Origin of the sequence: Ancrocorticia sp. (assembly GCF_052089425.1) — a bacterium.
Lineage (GTDB): Bacteria > Actinomycetota > Actinomycetes > Actinomycetales > Actinomycetaceae > Ancrocorticia.
Genome location: NZ_JBQCZW010000001.1, coordinates 23,308 through 36,114, shown reverse-complemented (window position 1 = coordinate 36,114; position 12,807 = coordinate 23,308). Strand labels below are relative to the sequence as shown.

10 protein-coding genes are annotated in these 12,807 nt (G+C 57.5%); 6 read left to right on the top strand and 4 right to left on the bottom strand.

The features are described from left to right. Positions 1–49 precede the first annotated feature (49 nt). Positions 50–838, top strand: coding sequence for a DeoR/GlpR family DNA-binding transcription regulator (locus tag ACTHV6_RS00155; protein ID WP_441385230.1), 789 nt, complete (start codon positions 50–52; stop codon positions 836–838). Positions 839–858: 20 nt separating this feature from the next. Here ACTHV6_RS00155 and ACTHV6_RS00150 read toward each other — a convergent pair whose 3' ends face one another. Both ACTHV6_RS00150 and ACTHV6_RS00145 read right to left on the bottom strand, forming a co-directional pair. Then, on the bottom strand, positions 859–2,349 hold the full coding sequence (locus ACTHV6_RS00150) for a DUF1846 domain-containing protein (protein ID WP_441385229.1): 1,491 nt from the start codon (positions 2,347–2,349) through the stop codon (positions 859–861). A 263-nt stretch (positions 2,350–2,612) separates the two neighbouring features. Then, positions 2,613–3,032 (bottom strand): CBS domain-containing protein, encoded by a 420-nt coding sequence (locus tag ACTHV6_RS00145; protein WP_441385228.1) that lies wholly within the window; start codon positions 3,030–3,032, stop codon positions 2,613–2,615. 45 nt (positions 3,033–3,077) lie between these two features. Between ACTHV6_RS00145 and ACTHV6_RS00140 the strand changes: the two genes are divergently transcribed. From ACTHV6_RS00140 to ACTHV6_RS00125, 4 genes are all read left to right on the top strand, one after another. Then, a complete protein-coding gene (locus ACTHV6_RS00140) occupies positions 3,078–4,712 on the top strand; it encodes an ABC transporter ATP-binding protein/permease (protein WP_441385227.1) in 1,635 nt (544 codons plus the stop codon). Beyond that, a complete protein-coding gene (locus ACTHV6_RS00135; protein ID WP_441385226.1) occupies positions 4,709–6,502 on the top strand; it encodes an amino acid ABC transporter ATP-binding/permease protein in 1,794 nt (597 codons plus the stop codon). The genes ACTHV6_RS00140 and ACTHV6_RS00135 overlap by 4 nt, the downstream gene beginning before the upstream one ends. Positions 6,503–6,588: 86 nt before the next feature. After that, positions 6,589–7,002 (top strand): (deoxy)nucleoside triphosphate pyrophosphohydrolase, encoded by a 414-nt coding sequence (locus ACTHV6_RS00130; RefSeq protein ID WP_441385224.1) that lies wholly within the window; start codon positions 6,589–6,591, stop codon positions 7,000–7,002. Then, a complete protein-coding gene (locus tag ACTHV6_RS00125; RefSeq protein ID WP_441385223.1) occupies positions 6,999–9,902 on the top strand; it encodes a DUF3427 domain-containing protein in 2,904 nt (967 codons plus the stop codon). Before ACTHV6_RS00130 ends, ACTHV6_RS00125 begins: the two co-directional genes overlap by 4 nt. A gap of 667 nt (positions 9,903–10,569) precedes the next feature. Here the strand turns inward: ACTHV6_RS00125 and ACTHV6_RS00120 are convergent. Together ACTHV6_RS00120 and ACTHV6_RS00115 are read right to left on the bottom strand one after the other, a co-directional pair. After that, a complete protein-coding gene (locus ACTHV6_RS00120) occupies positions 10,570–10,692 on the bottom strand; it encodes a hypothetical protein (protein ID WP_441385222.1) in 123 nt (40 codons plus the stop codon). Positions 10,693–10,745: 53 nt separating this feature from the next. Further along, on the bottom strand, positions 10,746–10,925 hold the full coding sequence (locus ACTHV6_RS00115; protein ID WP_441385221.1) for a hypothetical protein: 180 nt from the start codon (positions 10,923–10,925) through the stop codon (positions 10,746–10,748). Between the two features lie 313 nt (positions 10,926–11,238). Between ACTHV6_RS00115 and fumC the strand changes: the two genes are divergently transcribed. Further along, positions 11,239–12,657: a class II fumarate hydratase gene (gene fumC, locus ACTHV6_RS00110; protein WP_441385220.1), complete on the top strand. Its 1,419-nt coding sequence runs from the start codon at positions 11,239–11,241 to the stop codon at positions 12,655–12,657. Positions 12,658–12,807 lie beyond the last annotated feature (150 nt).

Genomic DNA, 12,807 nt, shown 5'->3' with positions numbered 1-12,807 from the left:
CAGAAGCTGCGCTAGCCACCGCCCACGCATCACAAGTAAAAGGAAGTCCATGAGCACGAACCGCCCGGAGATCACCGGCCGCAGCCGCCAAATCGTTGATATCGTCACGGCCAGCGGCCCGTTGAGGGTTGAAGAGCTCGCGCAGAAGTTGGCCGTCTCGATTGTGACCGTGTATCGCGATCTTGCGAAGCTGGAAAAGCTTGACTTGGTCACGCGATCGAAGGGCGAGGTTTCTCCCGCGCGCTCCAGCCTGTCCGAGATGCCAACGGATATGCGTTCGAAGCTGAACCCAGGGGAGAAAGCGGAGATCGCGGCTGCCGCAGCTCACCTCATTACGCGCGGGGAATCAGTGATGGTGGACGATTCTTCCACGGTGCTTCCCTTGCTGGACCGGGTCGCGGATCTTTCCCCTCTGACCATCATTACCAATGCGCTGACCGTGGTGCAGAAAGTGGGAAGCAACCCGGGAACCACGGTGTTCATGATGGGTGGCAGGTACAGGCTATGGACTGATTCGTTCCACGGTCCAAGTACGGTTGAAGCCATCAAGAAGATGCGCGCGGATGTGTGCGTGATGTCGGATGCCGCCATCACCGGGAGTTCAGTGTGTAACCCTCACGAATTTGTGGCCGATACCAAGCGTGCCATGCTCGCGGTTTCCGCCCGGAAGATCCTACTGGCCGATCACACGAAGTTCGCACGCCGCGCGCTCCACGAGGTGGTGCCGCTCTCCGCTTTTGACACTGTGGTTGTAGATTCCCAGACGCCGGAGGAGACCATCGATCGCCTCGAGGGCGAAGTAGAAACGGTGATTGTGGCCCCGTCGCTTGACGGGTGAGCACGAGGAACGGTTCGCGATTAGCGCTTCCGGTAGAGATTCTTGTATTGAAACACTGGCTCGCTTGTCACGTTCACACCAAGATTTCGGAACACGCCCTCGTCCACTGGCCCGAGAATGACAGACGAGTGAACATCACAGTTGCGCAGCTGGGACAGGGTATCCAACGCCGTTCGTGCGTTGGTATCCGTGGTGGCGCCAACGGCTAGGGCGATGAGTACCTCGTCCGTATGAAGCCGCGGATTCTTACTACCTAGGTGGTGGGTCTTGAGGTTCTGGATGGGCTCGATCATCGCGGGGGAGAGAAGGTCCACCGAATCATCGATGCCGGCAAGAACCTTCAGCGCGTTGAGAAGAACGGCAGAGGAGCTTCCCAAGAGATCAGATGTTTTGCCCGTGACGATCGTGCCATCAGGCAGTTCGATGGCGGCGGCCGGCCCCTTTGTTTTCTTGGCTTTCGCCAGTGCTGGCTCAACTACTGGACGGTCTGTTTCGGTCACGCCCGCCTTACCCATGAGTAGAGCGATGCGATCGGACACCGTGGAATCAAGTTCGTCCCGCCGCTCCGCGACTCGAGCCTTGTCATACCTTCGGATGATTTCTTGGGTGGCGGCACGGCGGCATACGGCATCGTCGGACATAGCGAAGCCTGCCATATTCACACCCATGTCCGTTGGGGACTGATAGGGCGAAGCGCCCATGATCCTCTCGAACAGCAGATTGAGAATCGGGAACGTTTCCACGTCCCGGTTGTAGTTGACCGTCTGTTCGCCGTAGGCGGCCAAATGGTAGGGATCGATCATGTTGACATCGTCGAGATCCGCCGTGGCTGCTTCGTAAGCCAAGTTGACGGGGTGATCCAGCGGAAGGTTCCAGATCGGGAAGGTCTCATACTTGGCGTACCCCGAGGTGATCCCACGCAAGTGATCGTGGTACACCTGCGAAAGGCATGTGGCCAGCTTGCCGCTTCCGGGGCCTGGGGCGGTGACAACCACCACGTCGCGCGTAGTTTCAATGTATTCGTTCTTGCCGTAGCCGGCTTCGGATACCACCCGCTCAACATCGTGAGGGTAGCCCGTGATCGATGCGTGGCGGTACACCTTGAGGCCTAGGCGTTGTAGCTTCCTCATGAAGTTCTTGGCCGGGCGGTTATCGTCACTCATCCGAGTGATTACCACGGAGCCAACGTACAGGTCGCGCTCACGGAAGGCGTCAATGAGGCGCAGAACGTCCTGATCGTAGGCGATGCCCAGATCCTCGCGGACTTTGTTCCGTTGGATGTCTCTGGCGCTGACGGCCATGACAATCTCAACGTCATCACGCATCTCTTCCAGCATGACAATCTTGTTGTCCGGGAGAAAGCCCGGGAGCACGCGGGAGGCGTGCATATCGTCAAAGAGCTTGCCGCCAAATTCAAGGTAGAGCTTGCCGCCGAATTGGGCGCGCCGCTCCTTGATGTGCTCAAGTTGGAGGGTCAGGTACTTTTCGCGATCAAAACCGAGTTGTGCCACGGAAGTCCATGCTATCGGTTGTGTGGCGCCGCGCGGGCGGCTGTCCGCGACCGTGTGAGAGTTGGTAGTTGCCCGTCGTTCACGTCCGTATGCTGTGTAAGCCGTACCTATACGGGTGGCTGATACAACATACGGAATTGAAGCGCTGCAGGTGGCGCGAGGAGAATGCCCCAGACGTCGTTCACGTCCGTATGCTGTGTAAGCCGTGCCTATGCGGGTAGCTGCTACAGCATACGGACGTGAAAGGTGGGAGAACGGCCAGATCAGCCGCGAATGTAGTCCTCAAGCTGGTTGCGTTCAGTTTCCAGTTCGTCCAAGCGGCCCTTGACAATATCCCCGATGGACACGATTCCGGCCAACTTGCCATCATTCACCACGGGAAGATGCCGGATCTTTCGGTTGGTCATGACGATGGCAAGATCGGCAATGTCATCGTCGGGGCTACAGGTTGTGACGGCGGACGTCATGATTCGCGAGACCGGCACTTGGGGATCGCCCGATTCTCGCACGAATCGCACGATGTCCCGCTCGGAGATGATGCCGGCGAGCTTTTCGCCGTCCATCACGATGATTGCGCCGATCCTGTGATCGGCAAGTAGACGGGTAGCATCAAGGATGGATGCGGTGGGAGGCGCGGTGACGGCGCCGGTTCCCTTGTTCTTTATGACCTGTGACACACGCATGAAAGAACGTTACCACGCCGGGGGCCCGATTCCGAGACTCGTAGCGTGCTCGCTTTGGGCGATCGGGACGCGTACGGTTGCCATGTGCAATTTTTCCCCTCGATTGCGAGTATTTGGTTAGCGACACTGCTGCGATCACTAGTGGTGGTTGCAATCGGAACTAGCGTGGCTCGCGTTGTCGCGATGCAGAACCTCCACCCACTGGCCGTTACGGCCTTGGTGGTGTGTCCGCTCCTCATCGGAGCGGTCGAGTGGTGGCAAGCGCGCTCCTACGGCCCGAAACAGGCCAAGATTGAGAGAGAGCTTCGCCGCCCTGTCCTACAAACAGCATGGAACCGCGGAAGTATGGACCGTTCTGCGAGGCAATCAGGAAGGGCCGTATCGCTGGCAACAGATACGGTGGAACGCACAGCTGCCATGAGAGCGTCCTTCACCGCGCCCATGATTGCGCAGATGACCGCCCCGATCGTGGTGCTAGTTGTCATGGCGTTTGCCGTGGGGGTGAAGCAGGCCGTCATACTGATGATCGGCCTCCCTCTCATCCCCATCATGGTGGGTGGATTCCAACGTATCTTCGCTTCCGTCTCTGGACGGCACCGTGCCGCCTCGGCGCAACTCGCCAACGAATACCTAGAGGCCATTCAGGGGCTCACCGATCTGCGCTTGATCGGGGCGGGGCTGCGGTTCGGGAAGAAGCTAGCTCGCGGATCCGAGGCATTGCGTCAACAGGTCATGAAGATGCTCGCTGCGAACCAGTTAGTCATCCTCGTGGCCGATGCAGGCTTCGCTCTTGGCATGTTGATCGTCGCGGTATGGCAAGCCATCACCGGGTATTCGGCGGGCACGCTCGGGCTAGGCCCGGCACTCACACTCGTACTACTCGCTCCTCTCCTCATGGAACCTCTCAACCACATCGGCAAGTTCTTCTACGTGGGCATGGGTGGGCGCGCCGCATCGAAGGCCCTCAAGGCCTACACGGCGGAGCAGCCAGCCAATGAAGCTGGGGAGGATCGCGATGCCAATACTCATACGGAAGCCACTCCCATCACGGTCCAAGGCCTCAGCTTCACGTGGGACGATGGCGCCCAAGCGCTATCCACCATTGACTTCTCTGTAACGGCGGGCGAACACGTAGTGCTGACGGGGGAATCAGGCGGAGGTAAATCCACACTATTGAGTCTGATCGCCGGGTTGGCGGAGCCTAGCGAGGGCCAGATTCTTTTGGATGGTGCGCCGGCCACTGCCGCCGAACGTAGGAGCCTGTGCGCAATGGTGCGCCAATCGGCCTTCCTGTTCACCGGAACGTTGGCAGAGAACCTGCGCATTGCGCGCCCGGACGCCACGGAGGATGAGATGTGGCGGGCCCTCGATCAGGCCAACTTGGGCGAGGCGCTCCAGTGGTCCGGCGGCCTCCACACCCTCGTGGGGGAGCGAGGCCTAGAGGTTTCAGGAGGTCAGGCCCAGCGCATCGCGATCGCGAGAGCCTTCCTGCGCGATGCCCCCATCCTTTTGCTTGATGAACCGACGTCTCAAGTTGATCTCAGTTCGGAGATGGCGATCCGCGAGGCGCTCGCGGTGCTTTGCGAAGGGCGCACGGTGATCACGGTGGCACACAGGGAGGCGCTGGTGGAATCGGCCGACCGCGCGATAGAGATCCACGAAGGGAAGGTGTCCGCATGAGCGCGAATGCTGCCACCACACCCACCCCGTCCACGCGCCGTGAACTCACCGGGTGGCTCCTCACGGTGGCCCGCCCGGTCCTTGGACCACTCGCGGCCTCAACGATCTTCAGGATCATCGGGCACCTGACGAACGTGGCTCTGCTCGTGTCCGCAGTTTCCGCCGTTACCGCACTTCTGGGCAGCGCGCCCCGTTCCATGGCGGCGCAGCTGTGGATCCTTGTGGGCCTTGCTCTCCTGAAGGCGTTGTGTGCCTATCTGGAGCAGTACACGGGCCATTTGGTGGCGTTCAAGGCACTGGCTCGCCTTCGCTCCTATTTCTACGATCGCTTGGAGCCTCAGGCGCCCGCAGCGGTACAGGGCCGCGAATCTGGCGATTTGATGGCCCGCGCCACCAAGGATATCGATCGCATCGAAACGTTCTTCGCCCACACGATCGCACCGGCGATCGCCGCTGTAGTGGTGCCCGTGACGGTTACCGTGTGGATGGCGCTGGCTGTCGATCCCCTGTCAGCCCTCATCGCGTTCATCGGGTGGCTTGTTGTTGGTGCAGTGGTCCCGTTCCTCGGCGGGAAATCAACTGCCCGGGGCGCCAGCAAACTGCGCTATGAGCGCGGAGCACTGGCCCACCACGTCACCGATTCGATTCAGGGCACCGAAGAGGTGCTCACTTTTGGGATCACCCGGCGCCGCCTCGATCAGATGCGCGGCTATGAGCTCCAAATCGGCAAGCACCTTGTTGGTCACGCCAACTGGACGGGCCTGCGCCGCGGCTTGAACGCGTGCTTGCAAATGCTCACCCCGGCACTGGTACTGATTGCCGGGGCTGGGCGCGTGGGTAACGGGATCACCGTCACCGATCTGGTTGTTGCCGTGGTGGCCACGATGGCCACGATGCCGTCCGTTCTGGCGGTTGAGGAATTCGTGGCGGCACTGGACGACGCACTGGCCGCGGCCCGCGCCGTAGCCGACGTGACCGAGGCCGAATCGATCGTCAGCGAACCAACGCGCCCCGCTTCGGCGCCGAGCAGCCCTGCAGGCGTGGAACTCACGAACGTGGCCTTCACCTACCCCGGACCTACTGGAGGTGGGGACGGAGGTGAGCGGCCGTCGTCGTCGCCCGTCCTTAACGGGGTCAACCTGAGTGTGGATCCCGGAGAAGTGGTCGCGATCGTGGGCGTGTCCGGCTCCGGCAAGTCCACGATCGGCGCGATGATTGCGCGGTTGTGGGATCCGCAGGCGGGCACGGTGCGGATCGGGGGCGTGGGCGTGCGCGAGTTGAGCGAGGCCGGGCTGCGCAGCGCGGTCACGCTGGTTCCGCAGCGGCCGTTCCTGTTTTCGGGGACGGTGCGGGAGAACCTTTTGATGGCGGCGCCCGATGCCGACGACGACGAGCTCATCCGCGCCTGCTCCTCCGTGGCACTTGACCTGAGCTCCGCAGCCCTGCCTGATGGGCTGGACACGGCGATCGGGGAGCTGGGCGGCGGCGTCTCTGGTGGGCAGCGTCAGCGGATCGCGCTGGCTCGGGCGCTGCTGCGTGGCGCCCCTGTGCTGGTGCTGGACGAGGTGACGTCCGATCTGGATCCGGCAACCGAGGCCGAGGTGGCGGCGAGCCTGCGCGCCCTCGCTCCAGAGCGCACCCTCATCTTCATCGCGCACCGGCCAGCTACTGCCGTCATGGCGGATCGCGTGTTCGTTGTGGACGGCGGGAAGATCGTGGAATCTGGGGCGCCCGCCGATCTTGCTGAGCTAGGCGGGCCATTCGCCGAACTCATGGCGCGGGCGGGTTAGGGGCTGCAGGCCTGATGATGCACCAGTTGTCGGGACAATGAGTTAGCCTGGCAAAAGCAACTCAGGACCTAGCGAGAGGAACATCGGTGGCGGTGCAGCATGAGAAGAAGCAAATTGATGTTGTTGGTGCAGTAATCACTGACCAATCGAATGTCTTTTGCGCACGTCGAAGCGAAAAGATGTCCCTCCCCGGAAAATGGGAGTTCCCTGGCGGAAAGATCGAACAGGGGGAGACTCCGCGGCAGGCTTTGCAGCGAGAGCTTGAAGAGGAACTTCTGATCGAAGTAGAAATTGGTGATGAGGTCACGACCACCGAGTTCGAGTACGATTTTGGAAGTGTTTCACTAACTACTTTCTACTGTCATATGCGCGAAGTTGAGCCGCTCGTGACCGAGCATGCCGAGATTCGTTGGGTCCCTGCGGCCGAGCTCCGGACGCTCGATTGGGCACCAGCTGATCAGCCCGCCGTTGAAATCGTTCAACGGGATCTTATGCGATGAGGATCTTGTCAGCCCGGGTAAAGAGTGACACGGCCTTTGGATTCTTAGATAAGACGGTTGAGGCCGAGAAGCTTTATAATCCTGTGCTCATCTCGAACGAGGATGAGAACACGATGCTGCGGGCCATACGGGACGAACTCCGAAGATCCAGTCGATTTGATTTCTCGGTCGCGTTTGTTGGCACTGGTGCTGTTGGCCTCTTGAAGCAGGCACTTTTGGATTTCGAGGGACAGGGACGAATCATCACGGGTTCATACCTGGGATTCAACTCCCCTGATGTGTTCCGAGAGCTGATGAACCTCCCTAATGTGGATGTACTCGTGTATCCAGATACTCTTGGAGCTTTTCATTCCAAAGGTTATGTGTTCACGCAAATCGAAAGTACAACTGCCATTGTTGGCAGTTCGAACTTGACGCGAGGTGCTCTCCTCGTCAATAAGGAATGGAACATAAGGTTCTCCGCGCTTCCGGGCGGAGATATCACCGATCAACTTGTTGACGAAATCGAAGCGCAATCCAAGCTGGCACTCCCACTTACTGAGTCATGGATTGAAAGCTATGAGGCGCGATACGAGGCAAAGGCTCGGCAGCTGGCGCAGGTAGACAACTTCGAACAAGATTCGCTCGGTTCAATTATGCCCAACCAGATGCAGGGAGAAGCACTTGAGCGCATCGCGGAACTGAGGGAGGCCGGAGAAAAGCGGGCTGTAATAATTTCTGCCACTGGCACCGGCAAAACGATTCTTGCAGCACTTGATGTGCGCGCCGCTTTACCGAAACGATTGTTGTTTGTTGTGCATCGGGAGCAGATTCTCGACAAAGCGATTCATGAGTTCCAACGTGTCTTGGGGCGTCCAGCAAACTACTTCGGGAAGTTCTCTGGTGGCACTCGCGAGCTCGATCGGCAGTACGTGTTTGCAACCATCCAGTCATTGACTCGACCCGAGAACCTCGACGCACTGCCTCGGGACTACTTCGACTACGTGATCGTGGATGAAGTACATCGAGCTGGTGCGGAGAGCTACCGTTCATTGCTCAATCACCTGGATCCCAGATTCCTTTTGGGGATGACTGCGACTCCGGAACGTACAGATGATTACGATGTCCTTGAATTGTTTGATCACAACGTTGCATATGAGATTCGATTACAGAAGGCCCTCGAATCCAACATGTTGGTTCCCTTCAACTACTATGGCGTCACAGATTTCATAGACGCCGCGGGTGCGACCATCGATGAGGTCTCGAACCTTGCCAAGCTCGTTCAGCCAGAGAGAGTTGACCATCTTGTCAGAATGATGGAGGCATACGGTTTTCCTTCGAATGTCCGTGGTCTGATGTTTTGTAGCAGAGTTGATGAAGCAAAAGAACTGTCTCGGTTGCTCAACCAGCGGAGTGTGAACGGCAATCTGCTACGAACGACAACGCTCTCTGGCTCAGACTCGAGTCATTTCCGAGAGGCTACGGTTGCCCGTTTAGAGCGCGGCGAACTTGATTATATTTTGACAGTGGACATCTTCAACGAGGGTATTGACATCCCTTGTCTTAACCAGATCGTTATGCTGCGGCAAACGAAATCCAGCATTGTTTTCACCCAGCAGCTGGGGCGAGGGCTACGAAAATCAGGAGGAAAAGATCATCTCCGGGTACTCGATTTCATCGGAAATTATGACAACAACTATCTCATTCCAATTGCGCTGACTGGAGACAGCTCACTTAATAAGGATGTTGTTCGAAAGAAGCTCATTCAAGCGAATGCATCTGGAACAATCGCTGGTGTATCGAGTATCAACTTCGATCAAATAGCCCGGCAACGAGTTCTTGATTCCCTAGCAAAAACAAAGCTGGACAGTATGTCGGAAATCAAGAGAGTATTTAGAGATCTTGAGAAGCGGCTTGCCAAACCTCCCCGGCTGCTAGATTTTGCTCGGTTTGAAGCCGCTGACCCTGTGCTCGTTGCTACGAAGCAGCTCCAGAACAACAAGTTCAAGAGAAACTACTGGAGTTTCTTGGAATATATGGGTGCAGTTGATAGTGCACCCAACGCGGACGAGTGTCATGTCTTGAACTTCCTTTCTGCTGAGCTGATGAACGGGAAGCGGCCTCATGAACTCATCCTGTTGAAAGAACTCATAGCTGGTAACAATATGAGCCCCGCAGAGTTCCAGGTTTATTTGCACACTCAGGGGATGCTAGACAGCCGTGCAGTGGTTGCTTCTGTAGAACGCGTTCTCAGTTTGTCCTTTTTCAAGGATAAGGAACAAGAGCGATATGGAGGGCTCGCTTTGGTTGTTCTGAAGCATGGACGATACCAACTCAACGGCAAAGTTCAGCAACTTCTTGATCGAGACAGTGAGTTCAACGATCAGGTTCATGACGTTATTGAGACCGGACTATATCTTGCGAGGCACCGGTATGTTTCTTCCCGTGAGTTGATCGTAGGCGAACGATACTCGAGGAAGGATGTCTGTCGCCTTCTGGGGTGGACGAAGAATGAGGAAAGCACCATGTATGGGTACAAGGTTGATAAGGACTCGGGGACTTGCCCAATCTTTATCACCTATCACAAGGCTGCAGATGTAACTGCAAGTACGAAGTATGAGGATGAGTTTCTTGATTCTCGAACGCTTAAATGGTTTACGAGAAGTAGACGGACACTTAAGAGCAAAGAAGTGAAGGCAATCGTTGACCAAGAAGTTCCGCTGTTCCTCTTTGCGAAGAAAGATGACGCTGAAGGAACCGACTTCTATTACCTAGGCAGGGCTGCTCCTCGAGATCCAATTGAAGAGAAGATGCCGAATGATGACGGTTCTGCACTTGACGTTGTAACGATGAAACTTGATTTGGACGAGGCGCTGGAACCGAGCTTGTACGACTATTTCCACCAGTCGGTGGCTGTTTGATACATGACCCTTTGCCAAAGCTCTGAGCCGGACACCATGTCGTGGATCGACTCCTCGAAGATGGGTTGCGGCGCTGGCTAGCTCTCGTCCGCGCCCTCAACGACCAGTCCCGGGCGGGTGAGAACCACCTGCACGATCCCCGGCAGTCACGAGAGTGAGCGAATTCCTTGGGGGATAGACAAAACCGCGAGGGATGTCGTGCGGCCCCAACTCTCGCGGCATTGACTCACTCTTGTTGCACTGGCCAACTCTCGACGTGCACGCCAACTCTCGTTGCGCCCCGCGCGTGACGTGGCCGCGTCGAAGAAGTCCCTTGAGAAGAGGAGCGGTCAATCAGGTGTGCCGGTTATAGGCAAGGATGCGTGTAACGGGGAGAAGTGGCTGGGTAAAAGCGTAATGGGGAACGCCGCTTCACCTGATTCTGTGAGACGTCTAGTAAGGAATCAGTGATGTGGAGGCAGCAAAAAACTGAGGGAGGGGTCCCGCCCGGTTTCCCGAGCAGAACCCCTCCCTCAGTTAGCATCTGGCGAGTGCGTTGCCCATGTGGTGGGTATTGCCAGCTATCAGTTGATGTTAGCTACTGATGTGTTGGCAAGCCCCACGGGCTTACTTCTCGCCTGCCCCAGAAGTTCTGGCGGCTTGACGCGGTTGGTCGCTGTGAAGCTCTTTACTGAGCTTCGTTGGCGCGGCCCTGTTCCTCGTCGAGCCATGATTTCTGGTTGTAACCCAGAACCATCTCCAGTGAACTCCTGTGCGGACGCTTGGCGAACAGTTTGCGCATGAATCGCATGATGTTTCCTCCTTAAAGCGGCGCAGCCAGAAATCTTAACTCTTCTGGTTATTTCAAGCGGCGCGGTCCATCTGGTGTCCCAGCTTCTCCATTGCCTGTTCGGCAGCAGAGACGCGGAAGGCGGCGCGTTCGGCGCGTGAAGCGGAAGCACCTACTCCAACAGAGGCCAACTCGGCCTGTGCGGATTGCAGTTCTGCCTGTGCGCGACGAACAGTGCGCATATTGGTATTCATTTATCAATCATCTCCTCGTGGGCGGAGCGGGTACGCTCCACGCCCTTATTTCCTTTTCTCTGGTGAGCCAGAGTGGCGGGTTACCCCGCCATGCAACCGGTTCGAAGAACCGAACCAGACGCGCATATTGTTGCGCTATCTCCCTTGATCCTTGTTGCCAAGTCCTCAAGAGTAGACGTTTAACCATACACTACCCCAACGTGCGGGACAAGAGTCCTATTCCGTGTTGGCGTATCTTATCTGGTGTGCGTGTGATCACCAACCGGGACTTTTTACGTAGTGCATGGCACTTGGCACTCGGTAGTCTTGAGACATGTCTAATGCTACGAACGCGAAGACGCGTACAGAGTCCGATTCAATGGGTTCCATCGAGGTTCCTGCTGACCATCACTGGGGCGCGCAGACAGAGCGCAGCCTGCACAACTTCGAAATTGGCCGCTCCACATTCGTGTGGAACCGCCCAATGATTCGTGCACTGGGAGTGCTGAAGAAGTCTGCAGCCCTCGCCAATGGTGAGCTCGGGGAACTTCCAGAGGACATTGCGGCGCTGATTGCTCAGGCCGGCGATGAGGTTATCGCAGGCGATCTAGACGATGACTTCCCCCTAGTAGTGTTCCAGACGGGTTCGGGCACGCAGTCCAACATGAACGCCAACGAAGTGATCTCCAACCGCGCGATTGAGATTGCTGGGGGAGAGATGGGGACCAAGGCTCCGGTCCACCCCAACGATCATGTGAACCGCGGCCAGTCCTCCAATGACACATTCCCAACAGCCATGCACATCGCGGTTGTGGAGCAGCTCAACAACAAGCTGTACCCGGATGTCCAGAAGCTTCGCGATACGTTCGATGCGAAGGCAAAGGAATTCAATGACATCGTGATGGTGGGCCGCACTCACCTTCAGGATGCAACGCCCATTACGCTCGGCCAGGTCATCTCCGGTTGGGTTGCTCAGATCGATTTCGCGCTGGACGGCGTTCGCTACGCGGATTCGCGTGCGCGTGAGCTCGCCATTGGCGGCACCGCAGTAGGCACGGGCCTGAACTCCCACCCTGATTTTGGGCCTCTGGCTGCCAAGAAGATCAGCGAGGAGACGGGTATCGAGTTCGTGCAGGCAGAGAACCTGTTCGCCGCACTGTCCGCGCATGATGCCCTCGTGCAGGTATCCGGTTCGCTGCGCGTTCTGGCCGATGCGCTCATGAAGATCGCGAACGACGTTCGCTGGTATGCCTCCGGCCCCCGCAACGGCATCGGTGAGCTGAACATTCCGGAGAATGAGCCGGGTTCGTCCATCATGCCCGGCAAGGTGAACCCCACCCAGTCTGAAGCCATGACGATGGTTGCTACCAAGGTGTTCGGAAATGACGCCACGGTGGGCTTCGCTGGCTCGCAGGGTAACTTCCAGCTCAACGTATTCAAGACCGTCATGGCATGGTCCGTTCTAGAGAGCATCGAGCTTCTGGCTGATTCCTGCCTCATGTTCAACGAGCATTGCGCAGTGGGCATCGAGCCAAACTACGAGAAGATCCAGCACAATCTGGACATCAATCTCATGCAGGTCACGGCCCTGAACCGCCACATTGGATACGACAAGGCCTCGAAGATCGCGAAGAATGCTCACAAGAAGGGGCTTTCGCTCAAGGAGTCCGCTCTGGAGCTTGGATTCGTCACAAGCGAAGAGTTCGATCAGTGGGTTGTGCCGGTGGACATGACGCATCCGAGCGCTGGCTAAATTCGCGCCAAAGGACCAAGGGGGCTAGCGGCTACCGTGTGGAGATCTCTTCACGTGGAGCTGCTAGCCCCCTTTCCATGCCACTCCACCCATGTGACACGGCTCCCACTTTCGCCCAACGATTGAAACCGCCACAGCCCCTACGGATTT